The 20,331-nt window shown below is 72.5% G+C and carries 22 protein-coding genes; 15 read left to right on the top strand and 7 right to left on the bottom strand.

Annotation, left to right across the window (positions count from 1 at the left end; all coding sequences use genetic code 11):
- Positions 1 to 102 precede the first annotated feature (102 nt).
- Both N8I87_RS09345 and N8I87_RS09340 read left to right on the top strand, forming a co-directional pair.
- On the top strand, positions 103 to 1,230 hold the full coding sequence (locus tag N8I87_RS09345) for an alpha/beta hydrolase family protein (RefSeq protein WP_263207257.1): 1,128 nt from the start codon (positions 103 to 105) through the stop codon (positions 1,228 to 1,230).
- A gap of 339 nt (positions 1,231 to 1,569) precedes the next feature.
- Positions 1,570 to 2,868 (top strand): hypothetical protein, encoded by a 1,299-nt coding sequence (locus N8I87_RS09340; RefSeq protein WP_411577369.1) that lies wholly within the window; start codon positions 1,570 to 1,572, stop codon positions 2,866 to 2,868.
- Positions 2,869 to 2,890: 22 nt separating this feature from the next.
- Here N8I87_RS09340 and N8I87_RS09335 read toward each other — a convergent pair whose 3' ends face one another.
- Positions 2,891 to 3,304: a VOC family protein gene (locus N8I87_RS09335; protein ID WP_263207254.1), complete on the bottom strand. Its 414-nt coding sequence runs from the start codon at positions 3,302 to 3,304 to the stop codon at positions 2,891 to 2,893.
- Positions 3,305 to 3,931: 627 nt separating this feature from the next.
- Between N8I87_RS09335 and N8I87_RS09330 the strand changes: the two genes are divergently transcribed.
- The 3 genes from N8I87_RS09330 (at position 3,932) to N8I87_RS09320 (ending at position 7,037) form a co-directional block, all read left to right on the top strand.
- On the top strand, positions 3,932 to 5,530 hold the full coding sequence (locus tag N8I87_RS09330) for an ABC-F family ATP-binding cassette domain-containing protein (RefSeq protein ID WP_263207253.1): 1,599 nt from the start codon (positions 3,932 to 3,934) through the stop codon (positions 5,528 to 5,530).
- A 335-nt stretch (positions 5,531 to 5,865) separates the two neighbouring features.
- On the top strand, positions 5,866 to 6,087 hold the full coding sequence (locus N8I87_RS09325; RefSeq protein WP_010355597.1) for a helix-turn-helix domain-containing protein: 222 nt from the start codon (positions 5,866 to 5,868) through the stop codon (positions 6,085 to 6,087).
- Positions 6,088 to 6,233: 146 nt separating this feature from the next.
- Positions 6,234 to 7,037: an enoyl-CoA hydratase/isomerase family protein gene (locus tag N8I87_RS09320; protein WP_263207248.1), complete on the top strand. Its 804-nt coding sequence runs from the start codon at positions 6,234 to 6,236 to the stop codon at positions 7,035 to 7,037.
- Between the two features lie 19 nt (positions 7,038 to 7,056).
- Here the strand turns inward: N8I87_RS09320 and N8I87_RS09315 are convergent, their stop codons facing one another.
- On the bottom strand, positions 7,057 to 7,776 hold the full coding sequence (locus tag N8I87_RS09315) for a nucleopolyhedrovirus P10 family protein (protein ID WP_263207246.1): 720 nt from the start codon (positions 7,774 to 7,776) through the stop codon (positions 7,057 to 7,059).
- 89 nt (positions 7,777 to 7,865) lie between these two features.
- Here N8I87_RS09315 and N8I87_RS09310 point away from each other — a divergent pair, with 89 nt between their 5' ends.
- The 5 genes from N8I87_RS09310 to amaP are packed head-to-tail and all read left to right on the top strand — an operon-like array spanning position 7,866 to position 10,192.
- A complete protein-coding gene (locus N8I87_RS09310; RefSeq protein ID WP_263207244.1) occupies positions 7,866 to 8,345 on the top strand; it encodes an Asp23/Gls24 family envelope stress response protein in 480 nt (159 codons plus the stop codon).
- Positions 8,346 to 8,392: 47 nt separating this feature from the next.
- Positions 8,393 to 8,587, top strand: a complete 195-nt coding sequence (locus tag N8I87_RS09305; protein WP_263207242.1) for a hypothetical protein — start codon at positions 8,393 to 8,395, stop codon at positions 8,585 to 8,587.
- Positions 8,584 to 8,967, top strand: coding sequence for an Asp23/Gls24 family envelope stress response protein (locus N8I87_RS09300; RefSeq protein ID WP_263207240.1), 384 nt, complete (start codon positions 8,584 to 8,586; stop codon positions 8,965 to 8,967). The genes N8I87_RS09305 and N8I87_RS09300 overlap by 4 nt, the downstream gene beginning before the upstream one ends.
- Positions 8,964 to 9,608 carry a DUF6286 domain-containing protein gene (locus N8I87_RS09295; protein WP_263207239.1) on the top strand — a complete coding sequence of 215 codons (645 nt, stop codon included), beginning with the start codon at positions 8,964 to 8,966 and terminating at the stop codon, positions 9,606 to 9,608. The genes N8I87_RS09300 and N8I87_RS09295 overlap by 4 nt, the downstream gene beginning before the upstream one ends.
- Positions 9,609 to 9,613: 5 nt before the next feature.
- The gene (amaP, locus tag N8I87_RS09290) at positions 9,614 to 10,192 is read left to right on the top strand and encodes an alkaline shock response membrane anchor protein AmaP (RefSeq protein ID WP_263207237.1); all 579 of its coding nucleotides are present in this window, start codon (positions 9,614 to 9,616) and stop codon (positions 10,190 to 10,192) included.
- An 11-nt stretch (positions 10,193 to 10,203) separates the two neighbouring features.
- On the opposite strand, the gene N8I87_RS09285 is transcribed toward amaP, so the two are convergent.
- From N8I87_RS09285 to N8I87_RS09265, 5 genes are all read right to left on the bottom strand, one after another.
- Positions 10,204 to 10,959, bottom strand: coding sequence for an SDR family oxidoreductase (locus N8I87_RS09285; protein WP_263207235.1), 756 nt, complete (start codon positions 10,957 to 10,959; stop codon positions 10,204 to 10,206).
- Positions 10,960 to 10,964: 5 nt separating this feature from the next.
- Positions 10,965 to 12,749 carry a glycoside hydrolase family 15 protein gene (locus N8I87_RS09280; RefSeq protein ID WP_263207233.1) on the bottom strand — a complete coding sequence of 595 codons (1,785 nt, stop codon included), beginning with the start codon at positions 12,747 to 12,749 and terminating at the stop codon, positions 10,965 to 10,967.
- 102 nt (positions 12,750 to 12,851) lie between these two features.
- Entirely contained in the window at positions 12,852 to 13,649 is a 798-nt protein-coding gene (locus N8I87_RS09275; RefSeq protein ID WP_263207231.1) for an SURF1 family cytochrome oxidase biogenesis protein, read from the bottom strand.
- 49 nt (positions 13,650 to 13,698) lie between these two features.
- On the bottom strand, positions 13,699 to 13,932 hold the full coding sequence (locus N8I87_RS09270; RefSeq protein ID WP_263207229.1) for a hypothetical protein: 234 nt from the start codon (positions 13,930 to 13,932) through the stop codon (positions 13,699 to 13,701).
- Between the two features lie 79 nt (positions 13,933 to 14,011).
- Positions 14,012 to 15,007, bottom strand: coding sequence for a DEDDh family exonuclease (locus tag N8I87_RS09265; RefSeq protein WP_263207227.1), 996 nt, complete (start codon positions 15,005 to 15,007; stop codon positions 14,012 to 14,014).
- Between the two features lie 203 nt (positions 15,008 to 15,210).
- Between N8I87_RS09265 and N8I87_RS09260 the strand changes: the two genes are divergently transcribed.
- Genes N8I87_RS09260 through N8I87_RS09240 form a run of 5 tightly spaced genes read left to right on the top strand, consistent with a single transcriptional unit; the run spans position 15,211 to position 20,154 of the window.
- Positions 15,211 to 16,008, top strand: coding sequence for an acetoacetate decarboxylase family protein (locus N8I87_RS09260; RefSeq protein WP_263207225.1), 798 nt, complete (start codon positions 15,211 to 15,213; stop codon positions 16,006 to 16,008).
- Complete coding sequence (locus N8I87_RS09255) at positions 16,008 to 16,898, top strand: SDR family NAD(P)-dependent oxidoreductase (RefSeq protein WP_263207223.1); 891 nt, start codon at positions 16,008 to 16,010, stop codon at positions 16,896 to 16,898. The genes N8I87_RS09260 and N8I87_RS09255 overlap by 1 nt, the downstream gene beginning before the upstream one ends.
- Before the next feature lie 10 nt (positions 16,899 to 16,908).
- The gene (locus N8I87_RS09250) at positions 16,909 to 18,192 is read left to right on the top strand and encodes an amidohydrolase family protein (RefSeq protein WP_263207221.1); all 1,284 of its coding nucleotides are present in this window, start codon (positions 16,909 to 16,911) and stop codon (positions 18,190 to 18,192) included.
- On the top strand, positions 18,189 to 19,418 hold the full coding sequence (locus N8I87_RS09245) for an amidohydrolase family protein (RefSeq protein ID WP_263207219.1): 1,230 nt from the start codon (positions 18,189 to 18,191) through the stop codon (positions 19,416 to 19,418). The genes N8I87_RS09250 and N8I87_RS09245 overlap by 4 nt, the downstream gene beginning before the upstream one ends.
- Positions 19,419 to 19,443: 25 nt before the next feature.
- Complete coding sequence (locus tag N8I87_RS09240; protein WP_263207217.1) at positions 19,444 to 20,154, top strand: VIT1/CCC1 transporter family protein; 711 nt, start codon at positions 19,444 to 19,446, stop codon at positions 20,152 to 20,154.
- The last annotated feature ends 177 nt before the right edge of the window (positions 20,155 to 20,331 follow it).

The following is a 20,331-nucleotide window of genomic DNA, read 5'->3' as shown; positions in this document are numbered from 1 at the left end:
GGTCCGGAAAAACACCCGGTGCCACCGGCCGAAAACCGCTGGTGTCACCGGACGGACGTGCGCCCACTGGCCGGTGACCGGCTCCGCCGGGACACTGGAAGCGTGCGCACTGTCACAGCGACGGCCGCGGCCGTCACCGCGGTCCTGGCGGCCGGCGCGGCCGGCGTCGCCGCCGGTCGGATAGCCAGCGACGCCGCACTCAAGGCGCCGCCCGGCCGGCCACTGCCCACCGAGCCCCGGCTCACCGTGCACGGCACGGCCGCGGGCCGGATCACGATCACCCGCGACCTGGCCTCCCTGCGCCCCGGCATCTACGGCCTGTCCGGCGACGGCTCGCACGCGGTCGTCGGACCCGTCCTGGAGTCCGCCGAGCACAAGGCCGACACCGTCGTACGCCGCCTGGAACGGGTCACGCACGGCACCCTCGACTCCGGCGACAAGGTCTGGCTCACTCCGAACGTGCACGTCGGCAACCCGAGCACCGCCCTCGGCCTCGACCACGCCGACATCGACGTACCCGGCGAACTCGGCGCTCTGCCCGCCTGGTTCGTGCCCGGATCCCGGGACACCTGGGTGATCACCGTGCACGGCCTGGGCACCACCCGCGAGCACCCCATGAACGTCATGGGCTTCCTGCACCACCGGCGCGTCCCCGTGCTCGACCTCGCCTACCGCGGCGATCTCGGCGCACCCCGCCCGCCGGACGGCCTCAACCACCTCGGCGAGACCGAATGGCGCGACCTGGACGCGGCGATCCGCTACGCCGTCCGCTACGGCGCCCGCCGCGTCGTCCTGTACGGCTGGTCCACCGGCGCCACCATGGCGCTGCGCGCCGCCCTGCACTCCTCGGTGCGCGACCACGTCGCCGGCCTGGTCCTCGACTCGCCGGTGCTCAGCTGGGAGGCCACGCTGCGCGCCCTGGCCACGGCCCGGCACACCCCGGAGGCCCTGCTGCCGCTCGCGGTGCGCGCCGCCCAGGGCCGGGCCGGCCTGCACGTCGACCACGTCGCCGAGACCGCCGACCCCGACCAGCTCAGGGTCCCCACCCTGATCATCCACGGCCCGGACGACGAGGTGGCCCCCTGGGCCTACTCCCGTCGGCTCGCCACCCGCCGCCCCGACCGTGTCGCCCTCCACACCGTGCCGCACGCCCCGCACGCGGCGATGTGGAACGCCGACCCGAAGGAGTACGAGGAGCGGCTGCGCCGGTTCCTGACCCCGCTGATGTGAGGATTCCCGCGCTCTCCCGCCTGCCGGGCACCCGGGCCGCAAGCCCGGTTCCGGCCGTTCCGTTTAAGGCCGTACCACTGGCCTGAACCCACCTCCCTGGCCCCACACGAGCGCGTGCGTTGGCCAGCCCCGTCGCCCGCCGTGACATTCCGTTTGGGTTTTCGGACCGTCAACCGGAAGACTGCACCCGTGACGTCCCGTATCCCGCGCGACTCCAGGCTTCGACTTGTCCGACCGCGACCCCTGGCCGCCGCCCCCCGAGCGATCAACCAGCGGCCCTCGCGCCGCCCCGCACCGCGCCCTCCGGAGGGCACACCGGCCCTCGTGGAACTGGCCAGAATGGCGCGCTCCGGGCTGGCCGCCGCGGCCCGCGTCGCCCACTGGGCCGACGCCGCCCTCGGCCCCGGCCGCGCAGGCGGGACCGACGACGGCAAGGCCACTCTCTCCGCCGCGACCGCCGAACGGGCGGCCGCCGACCTGGGCCTGACCTCCGCTCAGGTCCGCGCCGACTGGGACATCGCCCGCCTCGCCGGCCTCGTCGAGGTGCACGGCGACAGCGCGCGCCCCGGCTGGCGTCTGCGCGCCTGGGACCGGGACGACAGCGCCGTACTGCGCGGCTGGGTCGCCCTCTTCGACGCCTGGTCGCTCGCCCACCCGGAACCCCCGGACCACGAGCCCGCCGCGGTCGCCGAGGTCGTCTCGGCCATGCCCCAGGTGCTCTCCTTCCTCCAGCTGTCCGCCGGTCCCGTCCCGGTCGAGCAGCTTCTCGACCTGCTTCAGCAGCGGGTCACCGAACTGCGCACCGAGCGCTGCGAAGTCCCCTACGAGCCAGGGCCCGCGAGCCCTACCGCTGCCGCGCCCTCAGCCGCCGTGCTTTCCGCCGGCGCCGACCCGGCGGAACCCGCACCCGTCGGGGACACCCCGCTCGCCCCCCTGCTCGACTGGTCCCTGCACGCCCTCGCCTCCGTCGGCGCCCTCACCTGCGGCGACGGCCAGGCCACGCTCACCCCGCTGGGCAGCTGGGCGGTCTGGGTCAAGCTGGAGCAGATCTGCGTGGCCGCGCAGAGCCCCGCCGGGAACATCGAGCAGGCCGCCGAGGCGATGCTGCGCGGCTGCGCCCGGCTCCGCCCCAACGCGGCCCGCGCCGAGTACCGCGCCTGGCTCGCCGCCCGCACCGTCGGTAGCGCCGTCACCGAACTCATCGGCGCCGCCCGCGGCGAGGACGCCCTGCTGCGCGGCCTCGCCTTCGAGGCGCTGCGTGTCGTCGGCGCCCCCGCCGAGCCCGACGTCCGCGCCGTGGCCGACGATCCGACCCTGCGGCCGTACGCCCTGCTGTGGCTCGCCGAGCACGACGGTGCCGACCCGGAGGACGCCCACGAGGTCCTCACCCGGAAAGAGGCCACCTGGCTGTGGGTGGACACCGCCGCAGCCGTCGCCGACCACGGCGAGGCGCCACTGCTCGTCCGGCACCTGGAGTCCGCGGTGCAGCCCACCGTCCCGAAGCTGCTGGACGAGGTGCGCGCCGTCGGTCACCCCCGCACCGTGCAGGTCCTGGTCGCCCTCGCCGCGGCCCACCCCGACCCGGCCCTGGCCAAGGCCGTGCGCCGGGCGGCCTTCCAGGTGCACACCGGGGGATAGCCGGGCGGGGGAGAGGGGCCGCTCAGGCCGCTATCTCGGGGGCGTACGTGCCGAAGCTCCAGATGTTGCCCTCGGCGTCCCGGGCCATGTAGTCCCGCGAGCCGTAGTCCTGGTCCGTCGGGGGCATCAGGATGTCCGCGCCGTGGTCCACGGCACGCTGGTGGTGTGCGTCCACGTCGTCCACGACGACGTACACACCCGCGGGGCCCGCGTCCTTCATCGCCGTGTCGAAGACGCCGCCGCGGCCCTTGGAGCCGATCATCACGGCACCGTTGCCCTGCACCAGCTCGGCGTGCAGCACCGAGCCGTCCTCGCCCTCGTACACCGAGAGCTCGGTGAACCCGAAGGCCTCCGTGAGTTGTCTGATCGCGGCTTTCGCGTCCGCGTACAGCAGAGTCGGAAAGATACTCGGCCGCCCACCGCCCGTACCCGCCATGCCGATCACTCCTTGTGTGTCGGTCCTGCACCGGTGTCGTGAGCCTGCTGCCCAGTCTGGCACCCCCCACTGACAACGCCCCGACCCCGGAAACCAGGGCCTCGGCAGAAGCTGTTGCCCGGCGCGATGTCCACGGGGGCCGGGCACGCATGGCTACGGCACGTCGTATCCGCCGCCTGCCCTCCACCCCGAGCGGTGTCCGTGTCTGCGGTGCGGACAGCAGGTTCGTCACGGCCGGGGCCGCACCCGCACCCGTACCCGGTCGCCCGGCTCCGTGCCCGTGGGCCTCGGAGCGCGCGCAGTCGCGTTGTCCGCGAGATGGGCCCGTTCGCCCCGTGGCGCTCGCCGTCGGCGTGCGGTTCGTCACGGTCGGGTCGGTGCCCGGGCCTCCGCTCCATGTGTGCGGGGGACCGGACCGTGCGTGGCGGTCACCTTCGCGAGCTGGGGTGGAGTGCTCGGCGTGCCCGGGCAGGGGTACCTGGGCACCCGCAGCCGTACGTCTGCGCGCAGAAAAAGCGCTTGCATCGCCCCGTTAGACTTGGCCCATGGCCATTCTCCTCGCGCATTAGACGGCGGGAACGTCCTCAGCCGCCCACCCGCCAACCCCCTCCGCCCTGGAGTCTGTCCGTGATCTCCGCCTCCGGTATCGAGCTGCGCGCCGGTGCCCGCATCCTCATCGAGAACGCCTCCTTCCGTGTCGCCAAGGGCGACCGCATCGGTCTCGTCGGCCGCAACGGCGCAGGCAAGACGACCCTGACCAAGGTCCTGGCCGGCGACGGCATCCCCGCCGGAGGCACCGTCACCCGCTCCGGCGAGGTCGGCTACCTCCCCCAGGACCCCCGCACCGGCGACCTCGACGTCCTCGCCCGTGACCGCGTCCTGTCCGCGCGCGGCCTCGACATACTGATCCGCAAGATGCGCGAGAACGAGGAGCGCATCGCCACCGGCAAGGGCGCCACCCGCGAGAAGGCCCTCAAGCAGTACGAGCGCCAGGAGACCGAGTTCCTCACCAAGGGCGGGTACGCCGCCGAGGCCGAGGCCGCCACCATCGCCGCCGCGCTCAACCTGCCCGACCGTGTGCTCGGCCAGCCCCTGCACACGCTCTCCGGCGGTCAGCGCCGCCGTATCGAGCTGGCCCGGATCCTGTTCTCCGACGCGGACACGCTGCTGCTCGACGAGCCGACGAACCACCTCGACGCGGACTCGATCATCTGGCTGCGCGACTACCTGAAGACCTACCGCGGCGGCTTCATCGTGATCTCCCACGACGTCGACCTGGTCGAGACGGTCGTCAACAAGGTGTTCTACCTGGACGCCAACCGCGCCCAGATCGACATCTACAACATGGGCTGGAAGCTCTACCAGCAGCAGCGCGAGGCCGACGAGAAGCGCCGCAAGCGCGAGCGCGCCAACGCCGAGAAGAAGGCCGCCGCGCTCAACTCCCAGGCGGACAAGATGCGCGCCAAGGCCACCAAGACGGTCGCCGCGCAGAACATGGCCCGCCGCGCCGAGAAGCTGCTGTCCGGCCTCGAAGCGGTCCGCCAGTCCGACAAGGTCGCCAAGCTCCGCTTCCCCGAGCCCTCGCCCTGCGGCAGGACCCCGCTGATGGCCGAGGGGCTGTCCAAGTCGTACGGCTCGCTGGAGATCTTCACCGACGTCGACCTGGCCATCGACAAGGGCTCGAGGGTCGTCATCCTCGGTCTCAACGGTGCCGGAAAGACCACCCTGCTGCGGCTGCTCGGCGGGGTGGAGCAGCCCGACACCGGCGAGGTCGTCCCCGGCCACGGCCTCAAGCTCGGCTACTACGCCCAGGAGCACGAGACCCTGGACCCCGAGCGCACGGTCCTGGAGAACATGCGCTCGGCCGCCCCCGACATGGACCTCGTGGAGGTCCGCAAGGTGCTGGGCTCCTTCCTCTTCTCCGGCGACGACGTGGACAAGCCCGCCGGTGTGCTCTCCGGCGGCGAGAAGACCCGTCTCGCCCTGGCCACGCTCGTGGTGTCGTCGGCGAACGTCCTGCTGCTCGACGAGCCGACCAACAACCTCGACCCGGCCAGCCGCGAGGAGATCCTCGGCGCGCTGCGCACCTACAAGGGCGCGGTCGTCCTCGTCACCCACGACGAGGGCGCCGTCGAGGCGCTCCAGCCGGAGCGGATCATCCTGCTGCCGGACGGCGTCGAGGACCTGTGGGGCGCGGGCTACGCGGATCTCGTCGCGCTCGCTTGATCGAATCGGTGATCCACTGGCTATGGATCATTCGGCCTAGCCGTGATCCATCATCTGTGTGAGATCTCCTCGTATCGAGGTGTGTCCTACATCGATTTCGCTGCCGATCCCTTTGTCGACAAGGGGTCGGTCGCGTCGCGTCTCTGACCTGGCACTTCGTGAAAGAACCCGTTCGGCGGTATGGGTACGAGTGTTCGGAATTGCAGATTCCGCTTGTGGGGATGTACTCCTGTCGTCACAACCATGTCTCACGGACCTTGCCGAATGGGTGGCCATCACGCCCCGGAGGGGTGATCATGAGGGGACCAGAGCGCACTTCCCATGAGGAGGCACGGGTGGCCGAGACTCTGAAGAAGGGCAGCCGGGTGACCGGCGCCGCGCGCGACAAGCTCGCGGCAGACCTGAAGAAGAAGTACGACTCCGGTGCGAGCATCCGGGCGCTGGCCGAGGAGACCGGCCGCTCGTATGGCTTCGTACACCGGATGCTCAGCGAGTCGGGCGTCACGCTGCGTGGGCGTGGCGGAGCGACCCGGGGCAAGAAGGCCGCAACGTCCTGACCTCGGGCGGCCCATCGGCTTCGATGGTGGCCACCCGGTCGGTCGGGTGATCGGCCGGGTGGTTACTGTGCAGTCACTTAGCTGTGTCGTCGTACGACCAGATGTCGTACGGTGCGCAGGATGACCGCACCCATCGGAGGCGCCCCATGGCTTCGCCCGCCCAGGACCTCGCTCCTGTACTCGACAAGGACGGCGTACGGCTCACCGTCGACGACGCGCTCGCCACGGTGACGCTGACCAACCCGGCCAAGCGCAACGCCCAAAGCCCAGCTCTGTGGCGGGCGTTGGCCGAGGCCGGGCGGTTGCTGCCGGGCTCCGTCCGGGTCGTCGTGCTGCGTGGTGAGGGCAAGTCCTTCTCCGCCGGCCTGGACCGTCAGATGTTCACGCCGGAGGGGATCCCGGGCGAGCCGACGTTCACCGACATCGCGCGCCGCGACGACGCCGCGCTGGACGCGACCATCGCCGAGTACCAGGAGGGTTTCACCTGGTGGAGGCGGAACGACATCGTGTCCATCGCCGCCGTCCAGGGGCATGCCATCGGTGCCGGCTTCCAGCTGGCCCTCGCCTGTGACCTGCGCGTTGTCGCCGACGACGTGCAGTTCGCCATGCGCGAGACGAGCCTTGGGATCGTGCCCGACCTGACGGGTACGCACCCGCTGGTCGAGCTGGTCGGATACGCCCGCGCGCTGGAGATCTGCGCGACCGGGCGGTTCGTCCATGCCGAGGAGGCCGTCGGTTCGGGCCTGGCCAACCTCGCCGTGCCCGCCGGCGAACTCGACGGCGCGGTGCGGGACCTGGCGTCCGCGCTGCTCGCCGCGCCCCGGGACGCGGTCGTGGAGACCAAGGCCCTGCTGCGCGGCGCGAGCGGCCGTTCGTACGAGGAGCAGCGTGCCGCCGAGCGGCAGGCCCAGGCCCGCCGACTGCGGGACCTGGCCGGCGTGGGCGAATGAGCCCGACACGGTCGCGCGCTCAGCTCACCGTGGTGACCAGCACCGCCACCGTCGGGTGATCGTCCAGCGACTCCCGCACCGCCGCGCGCACCTGCCGGGCCACGTCCAGAACCCGGCGCTGTCCGTCCACCGCCACCTCCACCCGGACGTGGCGGTGCGGCAGCGTGGCGTCCTCCTGCCGTTCCTCGATGTGCACCGCCCGGCCGAGCCCGCCCAGGGAGCCGGTCAGATGGGTCACGCCCGGGACGGAGAGCGCTGCCGCCGCCGCGCGGACCTCGTCCGGATCCGTCGCCTGGCGGGCCCGCGCAGGCTGCGGCGGGCTCACCTCAGAGGGCTCCGCCTGTTCCTCCAGCAGGTCCGTCACCCGTAGGTCCACCTCCGCGAGCGCGAGGCCGAGACCGTCCGCCGCCGTGCTCGCCAGCGCCAGCCGCAGCCGGGACGCCGTCGCCGGCAGGGGTTCGGCCGCCGTCGCCGCGAAGTCCGCCGTCACCCGGAGCGGTCCCGGGGCAAACGCCGCCGGCGGCGCCGGTACGGCGGCCTCGGGCGCGTCTCCCGGATCGGCGAGCGTGATCCGCAGCGCGCCCGGCACGACGCCCGGCACCTTTGCCGCCGCGCGCAGCAGCACCGCGCGGGCCGCCGCCTCCGCGATCCACACGCCGTCGCGCGGGCCGCCGAGCGGAAGCAGCCTGCCGAGCCCGAGTTGATGCCGTACGGCCTGTGTCCATCCATCCGCCGTCATTGCTCCAGCCTGCCGCATCCCCGGCGCACGACCGAGCAACCGCGCTTACCGTGGTCGGAGGGGACGACGACCGAAAGGGACGTACGGCCATGACCGACATGACGGAGCAGAACCGGACGACGACCCCCGAGGGCGACCAGCCGGTGACCACGCGCAAGCCCACCCGACGCGGTGGCGGCGATCCGGCGGGCCGGGGGCGCACGACCATCGCCGACGGTGTCGTGGAGAAGATCGCCGGGATGGCCGCGCGGGACGTGCTCGGCGTGCATGCCATGGGCAGTGGACTCTCGCGGACCTTCGGGGCCGTACGGGACCGGGTGCCGGGCGGCTCGAAGTCGGTGACCCGAGGGGTGAAGGCCGAGGTCGGCGAGGTGCAGACCGCACTCGACCTGGAGATCGTCGTGGACTACGGCGTGTCGATCGGCGATGTCGCACGGGACGTACGCGAGAACGTGGTCGCCGCGGTGGAACGGATGACCGGACTCGAGGTCGTCGAGGTCAACATCGCGGTGAGTGATGTCAAGCTGCCCGAGGAAGAAGAAGAGGAGCCGGAGCCCCGGATCCAGTGACGCCCGGCGACCTGACAACGCACGGCTGAGGAGCTGAGGAGCGCAGCATGAGCATGGCCGTGGTCGGCATGATCGCCGGGATGGCGCTCGGCTTCGCCGGATATTTCGGCGGGTTCGGTGCCTTCCTGCTGGTGGCGGCGCTGGGCGCCGTCGGGTTCGTCGTCGGCCGGTTCCTGGAGGGGGACCTGGAACTGGGCGACTTCTTCCGCACCCGTGACGACCGGCGCGACCGGCGGCGGTGACCTCCGTGCATGAGGGAGCCGGTGACCCGCGCAGACTCCCGGCGGTGGTGGCACCGGGGGAACGCGGTGCGCTGCGGATCGCCGACCGGGTCGTCGCCAAGATCGCGGCCGAGGCCGCACGCGAGGCGGTCGCACCGCTGACGAAGGAAGCCGCCGCCCCGCAGGCCACGGTCGTCGTCCACCACGACACGGTCCGCGTCCGCGTCCACCTCGAACTCGACTACCCGAGCGACATCGGCGCCCGGTGCGCGGCCGTGCGTCGCCATGTCGTCGAGCGGGTAGGCGCGTTGGTGGGAATGGAGGTGCCGGAGGTCGCCGTCCAGGTGGAGCGGCTGCACCCGGCGCACCCACAGGGCACGGCACAGGGGAGGACGCGATGAGCGAGCCCCGGGGATCCGAGACCACCACACAGCCGCTGACCGTCATCGAGAAGGCGCCCGAGCCGCCCCCACCGGCGGCGGAGGAAGGAACCGACGGCCGCAGCGACCGCTTCTGGTCGGTGCGCCGCGTCCCCGCGGGCATCGTCGCGCTGCTGCTCCTGGTCGTCGCGGCCGCCTTCCTCTACGACATTGCCGCCGTACGAGCCCACCGGCCCGCGATGCGCTGGCGCCGCGAGCTGGCCGGCCAGCTCTCCACGCGGCCCCTCGACGACATCTGGGTGCTGGTCGGCGCCGGAGTCGCCGCGGCCCTCGGCCTGTGGCTGATCGTGCTCGCCGTCACGCCCGGTCTGCGTGCCCTGCTGCCGATGCGGCGCCCGCACCCCGACGTCCGGGCCGCACTGCGGCGCGACGCCGCGGCCATGGTGCTGCGCGACCGCGCCATGGAGATCGCGGGTGTCCGGGCGGTGCGGGTGCGGCTGCGGCGGCGGAAGGCCGACGTCCGCGCGGTCTCGCACTTCCGCGACCTCGACGACGTACGCGCCGACCTGGACGGCACCCTCAAGGATGCGATCAGGGGCCTCGGCCTGACCCGGCCGCCCGCGCTGACCCTGCATGTCGCGCGGCCCGGACGGAAGGGGTGAGGGCGATGCTCAGGGCGGTCAACCGCGTGCTGATCGGAGTCGTGGGGCTGCTGCTGGTCGCCGTCGGCGGCTCGGTGCTCGCCGTGGGCCTGGGTGTGCGGCCCCCGTCGTGGTGGATCCACGACGGGCGCCATGACGTCCTGCTCGGCGCGGCCCGGCGGACGCGCTGGCGGGACGCCGACTGGTGGTGGCCGACGGTCTTCGCCGTGCTCGCCGTCCTCGTCCTGCTCGCCCTGTGGTGGCTCGCCGCGGTGCTGCGCCGGCGCCGGCTCGCCGAACTGCTCGTCGACACCGGCGACGGCGAGGGCGCGCTGCTGCGCGGGCGGGCCCTGGAGGGCGTGCTCGTCCTCGACGCGGCACGCCTGGACGGCGTGGCGCACGCACACGCCACACTGACGGGCAGGCGCACCGCTCCCGAGGCCCACGTCTGGCTCCAACTGGAGCCGGACGTCGACCCCGGGGCGGCCCTGCACGCCCTCACCACCGAGTCCCTGACCCACGCCCGCGAGTCGGCGGGCCTGGCGAAGCTACCGGCGGAGGTAAGACTCCGGGCGGTCAAGCACCGGGCAGAGAGGGTCACTTGAGGCAGCGGCCCTCAGAACCCGTGCCGCATCCCGCCGTCGACAGGCACCATGATCCCGGTCAGATAGGACGCGGCCGGAGACATCAAGAACGCGGCCACCCGTCCGAACTCCTCGGGCGTCCCGTACCGGCGCAACGGAATCCGGGACTCATGGGCGGCCCGGGTGGCCTCGGGATCCGCCGACAACGCGTCCAGCTCGCGCACGCGATCCGTGTCGATGCGCGAGGGCAGCAGGCCCACGACACGGATCCCCCGCGGCCCGAGCTCGTCCGCGATCGACTTGGCGAACCCGGCGAGGCCGGGCCGCAGCCCGTTGGAGATCGTCAGCGCCGGAATCGGCTCGTGCACGGAAGCCGACAGCACGAAGCCGATGACACCGCCCGCCTCCAACTCGGCCGACGCGGCGCGAGCCAACCGCACCGCGCCGAGGAACACGGAGTCGAACGCCGTACGCCACTGCTCGTCCGTGTTGTCGGCGATGAACCCGGGCGGCGGGCCGCCGACGCTGACGAGGACGCCGTCGAAGCCGCCGAAGTGCTCACGGGCGGCCGCGATCAGCCGCGCCGGAGCCTCGGGGTCGGCGTTGTCGATGGCCACCCCGGCCGCGTTCGGGCCCAGTTCGGCCGCCGCGTCCGCGACGCGCTTCTCGTCCCGCCCCGTGACGACCACCTTCGCCCCGTCGGCGACGAGCTCGCGCGCGGCGGCGTTGCCCAGTCCGCGCGTCGCCCCGGTGACGACGTACACCCGGTCCTTCAGTCCAAGATCCATGGCCCCTATCCTGCCCCGTCGCCCCCGAACAGGGCGAGAGCGGTGTTCACCAGGCCGATGTGGCTGAACGCCTGCGGGAAGTTGCCGAGCAGACGGCCGGCCACCGGGTCGTACTCCTCGGCCAGCAGCCCCACGTCGTTGGCGAGAGCGACCAGCCCCTCGAACAACTCCCGTGCCTCGTCCGCACGGCCCGTCATGTGCAGGGCGTCCGCGAGCCAGAACGAGCACGCCAGGAACGCGCCCTCCTGGCCGGGAAGTCCGTCTACCACTGCGTCCGAGCTGTCGTAGCGGCGTACGAAGCCGCCGTGCCCGAGCGTCTCGCGGACCGCGTCGACCGTGCCGACGACGCGCGGATCGTCGGGCGGCAGGAAGCCGACACGCGGGATGAGCAGCAGGGCGGCGTCCAGTTCGCGCGAGCCGTAGTACTGCGTGAAGGTGTTCCGCTGCGGGTCGTAGCCCTTCTCGCACACCTCTTGGTGCACCTCGTCCCGCAGCGCGCGCCAGCCCGCCACGTCCCCGGGCAGCTCCCGGTGCTCCTCCAGCGTGCGCACGGCCCGGTCGGCGGCCACCCACACCATCACCTTCGAGTGCACGAAGTGACGGCGGCCGCCGCGCATCTCCCACAGGCCCTCGTCCGGCTGCCGCCAGTGCTCGCGCAGCCACTCCAGCAGGACGCCCTGGAGCGACCACATGTGCGGCCTGGGCGACAGGCCCGCGCGCCGGGTCAGCCACAGCGAGTCCAGGACCTCCCCGTACACGTCCAGCTGGAGCTGGCTCACGGCGCCGTTGCCGATCCGTACGGGTGCCGACTCCGCGAAGCCGGACAGCCAGGGCACCTCGAACTCGGGCAGCCTCCGCTCACCCGCCACGCCGTACATGATCTGCAGATGCCCCGGGTCGCCCGCCACCGCCCGCAGCAGCCAGTCGCGCCAGGCCTGGGCCTCCTTGTGGTAGCCCGCGGACAGCAGGGCGCCGAGCGTGAGGGTGGAGTCGCGCAGCCAGCAGTACCGGTAGTCCCAGTTGCGCACACCGCCCAGCTCCTCGGGCAGCGAGGTGGTGGCTGCGGCGACGATGCCACCGGTCGGGGCGTAGGTCAGGGCCTTGAGGGTGATCAGGGACCGGACGACCACGTCCCGGTACGGACCGTCGTACGCGCAGCGGACCGTCCAGCGCCGCCAGTCCGTGACACTGGAGCGCAGTGCCTCGTACGGGTCGACGAGCCGGGGACGGGGCTCGTGCGAGGGGTGCCAGGTGAGGACGAACGCGACCCGCTCGCCCTCCTCGACGGTGAACTCCGAGTACGTGCCGAAGTCCTTGCCCCACGTCCGCACGGCGGGCTCGCTGCGCAGCCACACCGAGTCCGGCCCGGCGACGGCCACCCGGTGGCCGCCGGATCTGCGCATCCAGGGGATGATCGCGCCGTAGTCGAAGCGCAGACGGAGCACGCTGCGCACGGTGACCCGGCCGCTGACGCCCTCCACGATGCGTACGACGTCGGGGGCGCGTTCACGCTGTGGCATCAGGTCGGTGACCCGGACCGTCCCCTCGTCGGTCTCCCACTCGGTGTCCAGCACCAGGGTGTCGGGGCGGTAGGCGCGGCGCGTGCAGGTGCCCGCTTTCTTGGGGGCGATCCTCCAGTGGCCGTTCTCCTCGTCCCCGAGGAGTCTGGCGAAGCACGCGGCGGAGTCGAAACGCGGCAGACACAGCCAGTCGATGGAGCCGTCCCTGCCGACCAGGGCGGCCGTCTGTTCGTCGCCGATGAGCGCGTAGTCCTCGATGCACGGGTGCACGCAGTTGCGGGTTCCCGGCGGGCCGAGGGGGCAATCAGGGCATCGGCCGGGGGAGTGACGCACCGGCGACGGCGATGCCGCGCGTCGGACCTGCCGGCCGGCTCACACCGCGGCCGGCTCCGGGTCCTCGCTCGGCCGCCGCGCCGCCTCGATCCGGTCGCGCAGCTCACGTCGTACCAGGACCCACCAGCCCACCGGGACGCCCGCGGCGAAGAGCCACCACTGGATCATGTACGCGTAGTTCAGCGGGGCGTCCTCGTTGCCGGGCTCGCCGATCAGCTCCGGGGTGTCGCCCTTCGGCTCGGGCGTCGTCTGCGCGATGTACCCGCCGAGCACCTGGGCGTCCAGGCGCCGGGCCTCCCGCGCGCTGCTGATCAGCATGATCTGCCGGTCCGGCAGCCCCTTGAGGTCCTTGATGCCGCTCGCCGCGGTCGTCTCGTCGGGCATCAGCCGGCCGGTGACGGTGAGCTCGCCGCGGGGCGGGGCGGGGATCTCGGGGAACGCGGTCTGGCTCCTGGCGTTCGCGGGGATCCATCCCCGGTTGACCAGCAGTACCTTGCCGTCCGTCAGGACGAACGGGGTCAGGACGTGGTAGCCGATCTCGTCGTCGGAGTTGGTGCGGCGGCGCACGACGACCTCGTGGCCGGTGTCGAAGCGGCCTTTGGCGGTCACGGTGTGGTACCGCTCGCCGCTGGTCACGGTGTGGCCGGGCGAGGTCAGCTGCTCCACGGGTACCGGCTTGGCGTGCAGCGCGTCGGAGACCAGCTGGTTGCGTGCGCTGCGCTCCTGGTACCGGTGTTCCTGCCAGAAGCCGAGCTCGATCATCGTCGGGATCAGCGCGATCGCGACGAGGGTGAGGATCACCCACTGGCGGGTGAGCAGGAAGCGGTAGCGGTGCACCCCACGACGGTACAACTCGGTCGCGGGGTGCAATCGGGCGGGTACCGGCTCACACGCGGTCGACGATCCCCACCTTCCCCGCCTCGCGGGCGCAGTGGGCGCCGCAGTAGAAGTTGCCGTCGGCCTCGGCGCCCTGGCCGATGATCGAGACCTTGCAGTGCTCGCAGACCGGGGCCATGCGGTGGATCGCACAGGAGAAGCAGTCGAAGACGTGTACCGCGCCCTGGGCATGGACCTCGAAGGTCATTCCGTAGTCATTGCCGCAAACTTCGCATTTCGCCATGGGCCACAGGGTGAGCGGTCGCCGCCGCCCGGGCGAGTGGGCTCCGGGCGAGTCGCACGGCAATCACCCATCCGTACGGTCACTTCTCCGACGCGGGCTCGACGTCCCTGAGGAGCTGCCCGAACGCCGCCTCGTCCACCACCGGTGTCCCGAACTGCCGCGCCTTGACCACCTTCGACGTGCCCGAGTCCGGGTCGTTGGTGACGAGCAGGCTGGTGAGCCGGGAGATGCTCGTCGCGACATGCAGCCCGGCCTCGACCGCCCGGTCCTCCAGCAGGTCGCGGTCGACCGAGGTGTCCCCGGAGAACGCGACCCGCATGCCCTGCTTGAGGCGTTTGCCGTCTTCGTACCGCCCGGGGTTGGGGTGGGGGCACGCGGGCCGCTTGCGGGACGGACGCCAACTCGTCGGCCGGTAGCCGCCGTAGCCCCCACCCGGCTGACGGCCGATCAGGGCCGCCGGCCGGTCGTTCCACTCGGTCAGCGGCCGGCACTCCAGCAGCGGCAGCCGCACGCCGCCCCGCGCCGCGGCCCGCAGACTGGGCCGGAACGCCTCGGCCAGCACGCGCGCGTCGTCCAGCGCGTGGTGCGCCCGCTGCTGCACGACCCCGAAGTGTGCCGCGAGGGACTCCAGCTTGTGGTTGGGCAGCGGCAGCCCCAGCTCCTTGGAGAGCGCGATGGTGCACAGCCGCTGCCGCACCGGCGGCTCGCGCTTCGCGCGCGCGTACTCACGCGCGATCATCTGCCAGTCGAAGACCGCGTTGTGCGCGACGAGCACCCGGCCGTCGAGACGGGCGCCGAACTCCTCGGCGATGTCGTCGAAGAGCGGCGCACCCTCCAGCACCTCACTCGTCAGACCGTGGATCCACACCGGGCCCGGATCGCGCTCCGGATTGACCAGCGTGTACCAGTGGTCCTCGACCTCGCCGCGCGCGTCCAGCCGGTAGACGGCCGCGGAGATTATCCGGTCGTCCCGGGCCAGGCCGGTGGTCTCCACGTCAACGACCGCGTATCCCTTCGGATACGCGGCCGGCCACCGGGTGGGGGAGGACGCTGCGGTCGTACGGTCATCGAGCATGGTCACTGAGGATACGGGCCGCGACCGACACTCCCGTCCCCGGCCGCTCTCCTGACGCCCCGCCACGGCACCCGTCCGCACACCGCGCGCGCGTGCCGTGAATGGCGTGAATGTCGGGGCCGCCGCTATGGACCTTTTCACCGCCCGGTGCAAGCGTGCTGCCGCCCGGGCGGATGACGGTCGACGGAAGGGCGGTACGGCGTATGGCACGCGTACGGTACGGCGCACGGACCGAGGCGGAGCTCACCGCCGCGCGCACCGCGGGCGCGAAGCTCCCCGACATCTGGTCCACCGGTGTGGTGGCCCTCTGGGAGACCGACCCGGACGCGGTCGCCGCGGTCCTGCCGCCCCCGCTCGAACCGACGGCACGGCCACTCGTCCGGGTGAACATCAGCAAGGTTGATTTACCCGGATACCCGCTCGGCGCCGGTTCGTTCGCCGTCGCCGCCGCCCATGACTCGGTCGAGGGCTGGTACCCGCTCGTCATGCCGATGACCCACGAACGCGCCCTCATCGGCGGCCGCGAGGTCTTCGGGGAGCCCAAGAAGCTCGGCGAGGTGACCGTGGAGCGCGACGGTCTCGTCGTCCGTGCCGCGCTCGCCCGGCACGGCATCGCCTTCGTGGAGGTGCGCGGGGCGGTGACTGGCCCCCTGCCCCTGCCGGAGTCCTCCCGCAAGACCGACTTCTACTTCAAGTTCCTTCCCGCGGTGGACGGTTCCGGCTTCGACGCCGACCCGGTGCTCGTGCACTGCGTGCGCCACGAGAAGGTCCGCAGGCTGGAGGGGATCACCGGGGACGTCGTCCTGCGGGAGTCCATGTACGACCCGGTCGCGGACCTGCCCGTCCGCCGCCTGTTGGAGATCACCCTCGGCGAGAAGACCAGCGACCAGAGCGGCCGGGTCGTCGAACGGGTCGGCGCGCAGGCCCTGTTGCCGTACGTCCACCAGCGCTACGACGATCCGCGGCAGGTTCTCGACGCGCCTCCCGAGGGGAGCGCCTGATGGAACTGAGGGCGGGACAGGTCGCCGTCGTCACCGGAGCGGCCGGCGGGATCGGCCTGGCGATGGCCCGGCGGTTCGCCGCGGAGGGTCTCAAGGTGGTCCTCGCCGACGTCGAGGAGACCGCACTGGAGAAGGCCGCGGCGGACCTGCGCGCGGACGGTGCCGACGTGCACGCGCGCGTGGTCGACGTCGGCGAGCGCGAACAGGTCCTGGACCTCGCGGAGTCGGCGTACGACACCTACGGGGCCGTCCATGTCCTGTGCAACAACGCCGGGGTCGGCTCGGGCGCCGAGGGACGCATGTGGGAGCACGAACCGAACGACTGGCAGTGGGCGTTCGCGGTCAACGTTTGGGGCGTCTTCCACGGCATCCAGGCGTTCCTGCCGCGGATGCTCGCCTCCGGCGAGCCCGGTCACGTCGTCAACACGTCCTCCGGTGACGGCGGCATCGCCCCGCTCCCCACCGCCTCCGTGTACGCCGTCACCAAGGCGGCCGTCGTCACCATGACCGAGTCCCTGTACGCCCATCTGAAGGCGGAGCACGCGCGCGTGGGCGCCTCGGTGCTCTTCCCCGGGCCGCACATGCTGCGCACCGGCCTGTGGGAGTCGCACCGCAACCGGCCCGCCCGGTACGCCAAGCAGCGGCCCCGCAAGGCCCCGTACCGCAGCCTCGGCCAATGGGAGGCCGCGATGCGCGAGGCGGGCCAAGAAGTGCGCTTCACGCCGGTCGAGGAGGTCGCGGACCTCGTCGTGGACGGCATCCGCGCGGACCGCTTCTGGCTGCTGCCCGCGAGCGAGCACAGCGACGCGCAGATCCGGGCACGGGCGCGCTCGATGCTCGACCGTGCGAACCCGTCGTACCTGGAGAGCTTCATCCTGGACCGAGACTGAGGAGGCCGACGTGACCGGCCAGGACCCGTACCTGATCATCTCCTCCGACTGCCACGCCGGGCTGCCCACCGAGGAGTACCGGCCCTATCTCGACTCCCGCTTCCACCGGGACTTCGACGAGTTCCTCGCGGGCCAGGAACGACGCCGCGAGGAGATGACACGGCTCGGCATCCGCAACGAGGCGTTCGCGAGCAAGTGGTTCCAGGACAACGCCGAGGGACTGCGCGGCGGTTGGGACACCGCGCAGCGCCTCAAGGAGCTCGACGGGGACGGAGTGGTCGCCGAGGTCGTCTTCCCGGACGCCGACGCCGTGGACAGCCGGACGGCCGCGCCCTTCGGGGTCGGTCTGGGGCTGTCCGGCGACCAGGACCCTGAGCTGGGCATGGCGGGTGCGCGGGCGCACAACCGCTGGCTGGCGGACTTCGTGTCGCAGCACCCCGAACGGCACTGCGGGGTCGCCCTGTTGCCCATCACCGGCGAGGTCCCCGACGTCGTCGCCGAGGTCCACCGGGCCAGGGAGTCCGGTCTCGGCGCCCTGATGATCCCCTCCATGTGGGTCGACAAGAAGCCCTATCACGACCGCCGTTACGACCCCGTGTGGGCGGCGGCCGCCGAGTGCGGGATGCCCGTGGTCACCCACTCCGGCGCGGCCCCGCGCCACGAGTACGGCGACCACCTGGGCATCTATGTCGCCGAGGTCACCTGGTGGCCCGCGCGGCCGCTCTGGTTCCTGCTGTGGTCGGGCGTGTTCGAGCGGCACCCCGGCCTCAGGTTCGGGGTCGCCGAGTCGGGCTGCTGGTGGCTGCCCAACCTGCTGTGGTTCATGGACCGGCTCTACCTCGGCGCGCACGGCGGCAAGAAGCTCTCCCCCTTCGAGGAGCTGAAGCGCCCGCCGCACGAGTACCTCGACCGCCAGATCTTCATCTGCGCGACCAACACCAAGCGCCGCGAACTCGCCCAGCGCTACGAGATCGGCGTCGACAACATCCTGTGGGGCAGCGACTTCCCGCACCCCGAGGGCACCTGGCCCGACACGCGCGCGTGGCTGCGGCGCACCTTCCACGACATCCCGGTCACCGAGACGCGCCGCATGCTGGGCCTGGCGGCGGCCGACGTCTTCGGCTTCGACGTCGAGCGGCTCACCCCGCTGGCCCGCCGCATCGGCCCCACGCCCGCCGACCTCGGCCAGCCGGACGACCAGGCGGCCGTCGAGGCGTCCTGGGCGCGTTCGCGCGAGGCGGGCCGGCACTGGCTGACCGACAACGACTTCCCGGTCCTGGGGGTGACGCCATGAGCGACGACCGCTACACGGTGATCTCGGCCGACTGCCACGCGGGCGCCGATCTGCTCGACTACCGGCCCTACTTGGACAAGCGCCACCACGACGCGTTCGACGCGTGGGCGGCCACCTACGTCAACCCGTACGAGGACCTGCTCGCCGACACGGCCGACAGGAACTGGAACTCCGAGCGCCGCCTCGCGGAGCTGGAGCGGGACGGCATCGTCGCTGAGGTCGTCTTCCCGAACACCATCCCGCCGTTCTTTCCCTCCGGCTCGCTGATGGCCCCGGCACCGACCGCGGCGGAGTTCGAGATGCGCTGGGCGGGGCTGCGCGCCCACAACCGCTGGCTGGCCGACTTCTGCGCGGCCGCGCCCGGCCGCCGGGCGGGCGTCTTCCAGATCCTCCTGAACGACGTGGAGGAGGCCGTGAAGGAGATCCGGTGGGCGGTCGCGGCGGGCCTCAGGGGCGGCCCGATGCTGCCCGGCACACCGCCTGGCTCCGGCCTGCCCGAGCTGTACTCGAAGGCGTACGACCCGATCTGGGCCGTCTGCGCGGAACTCGGCGTCCCCGTCAACCACCACGCGGGCTCGGCGTCCCCTCCGCTCGGCGACGAACCGGCCGCCCGCGCGGTCTTCATGGTCGAGACGACCTGGTTCTCCCACCGCGCGCTGTGGCACCTCGTCTTCGGCGGCGCCTTCCGCCGCCACCCGGGGCTCAAGCTGGTCCTGACCGAGCAGGGCTCGGGCTGGATCCCCGGCGTGCTCGACATGCTGGACTACTACCACGGCCGCATGGTCGCGGCGGCGGCGCGGGCGTCCACGGCCGAGGCCAAGTTCGGTGCGGGCCTCGCGGTCGGCATGGGCGAGGCGCCGTCCCGGGTGTGGCGCGACAGCTGCTTCGTCGGCGCGAGTTTCATGCGCCCGCACGAGGTGCCGCTGCGCGACCGCATCGGCCTCGACAAGATCATGTGGGGCAGCGACTACCCGCACGACGAGGGCACCTACCCCTACTCCCGGGAAGGACTGCGCTTCGCGTTCGCGGGTGTGCCGCGGGAGGAGGTCGCTGCGATGCTCGGCGGCAACGCGGCCCGCTTGTACGGCTTCGACCTCGACCTCCTCGACCCGATCGCGGCGAAGGCGGGCCCCACGGTCGAGGAGCTGGCCGAGCCCCTGGCACAGCCGCCCGCGGACGCGACGAGCCCGGTGTTCGCGCGGGGAGCGTCGGTACGGGTCTGGTGACACCGAAGGTGCGATCCTCGGGCATGTGACCGAACCAACCCACGACGAGGCGCACAGCGGCGCGCTCGGCTCCCGGCTGAACTGGCTGCGGGCCGGGGTACTGGGCGCGAACGACGGCATCGTGTCCACCGCGGGGCTCGTCGTCGGTGTCGCCGGGGCGACGGACGACCGGGCCGCCCTGCTGACGGCGGGCCTGGCCGGGCTGCTCGCCGGGTCGATGTCGATGGCGGCGGGCGAGTATGTGTCCGTGTCCACCCAGCGCGACTCGGAACTGGCCGCGCTGGCCATGGAGAAGCGGGAGCTGAGGGAGCAGCCGGACGCCGAACTGGAGGAGCTGACCGGGCTGCTGGAGGAGCGCGGGCTCACCCGGGACGTGGCGCGGGAGGCGGCGGTCCAGCTGACGGAACGGGACGCGCTGAGGGCCCACGCGCGCGTGGAGCTCGGTATCGACCCGGACGAGCTGACCAATCCCTGGCACGCGGCCTGGGCCAGCTTTTTGGCCTTCACCGTCGGCGCCCTGCTGCCGCTGCTCGCGATCGTCCTGCCGCCGGCCCAGGTGCGGCTCGCGGTCACCGTGGTGTCCGTGCTGGCCGCACTCGTCATCACCGGGTGGAGCAGCGCCCGGCTCGGCGCGGCCGACCCGAGGCGCGCGGTGCTGCGGAACGTGGCGGGCGGGGCGCTGGCCATGGGGGTCACGTACGCCGCAGGAAGTCTGCTGGGGGCGGCGGGCGTCTAGACCGCCTTGCGGACGGATCGTCGTGCGGATGGGCCGTCCTGCGGATCCCGTTCGCGGAGATCGACGGCAAGCGGTCCGGAGCACCCTCGGCGAGCGGCGCGCGTCGGCGGCGGCGTACCGTGAAGTGCGCTCGACCACCCCCTGGGCGCCCCCGGAACCGCGGATCAGAGAAGGACC

This window comes from Streptomyces sp. HUAS 15-9, assembly GCF_025642155.1.
Classification (GTDB): domain Bacteria; phylum Actinomycetota; class Actinomycetes; order Streptomycetales; family Streptomycetaceae; genus Streptomyces.
This window is presented reverse-complemented; position numbering and strand designations above follow the sequence as displayed.

Excerpts from the sequence above, each read along its gene's own strand:
- N8I87_RS09340 (WP_411577369.1), top strand. The coding sequence starts at position 1,570 with ATGGCGCGCTCCGGGCTGGCCGCCGCGGCCCGCGTCGCCCACTGGGCC.
- N8I87_RS09335 (WP_263207254.1), bottom strand. The coding sequence starts at position 3,304 with ATGGCGGGTACGGGCGGTGGGCGGCCGAGTATCTTTCCGACTCTGCTG.
- N8I87_RS09320 (WP_263207248.1), top strand. The coding sequence starts at position 6,234 with ATGGCTTCGCCCGCCCAGGACCTCGCTCCTGTACTCGACAAGGACGGC.
- N8I87_RS09315 (WP_263207246.1), bottom strand. The coding sequence starts at position 7,776 with ATGACGGCGGATGGATGGACACAGGCCGTACGGCATCAACTCGGGCTC.
- N8I87_RS09310 (WP_263207244.1), top strand. The coding sequence starts at position 7,866 with ATGACCGACATGACGGAGCAGAACCGGACGACGACCCCCGAGGGCGAC.
- N8I87_RS09305 (WP_263207242.1), top strand. The coding sequence starts at position 8,393 with ATGAGCATGGCCGTGGTCGGCATGATCGCCGGGATGGCGCTCGGCTTC.
- N8I87_RS09295 (WP_263207239.1), top strand. The coding sequence starts at position 8,964 with ATGAGCGAGCCCCGGGGATCCGAGACCACCACACAGCCGCTGACCGTC.
- amaP (WP_263207237.1), top strand. The coding sequence starts at position 9,614 with ATGCTCAGGGCGGTCAACCGCGTGCTGATCGGAGTCGTGGGGCTGCTG.
- N8I87_RS09285 (WP_263207235.1), bottom strand. The coding sequence starts at position 10,959 with ATGGATCTTGGACTGAAGGACCGGGTGTACGTCGTCACCGGGGCGACG.
- N8I87_RS09270 (WP_263207229.1), bottom strand. The coding sequence starts at position 13,932 with ATGGCGAAATGCGAAGTTTGCGGCAATGACTACGGAATGACCTTCGAG.
- N8I87_RS09265 (WP_263207227.1), bottom strand. The coding sequence starts at position 15,007 with ATGCTCGATGACCGTACGACCGCAGCGTCCTCCCCCACCCGGTGGCCG.
- N8I87_RS09260 (WP_263207225.1), top strand. The coding sequence starts at position 15,211 with ATGGCACGCGTACGGTACGGCGCACGGACCGAGGCGGAGCTCACCGCC.
- N8I87_RS09255 (WP_263207223.1), top strand. The coding sequence starts at position 16,008 with ATGGAACTGAGGGCGGGACAGGTCGCCGTCGTCACCGGAGCGGCCGGC.
- N8I87_RS09245 (WP_263207219.1), top strand. The coding sequence starts at position 18,189 with ATGAGCGACGACCGCTACACGGTGATCTCGGCCGACTGCCACGCGGGC.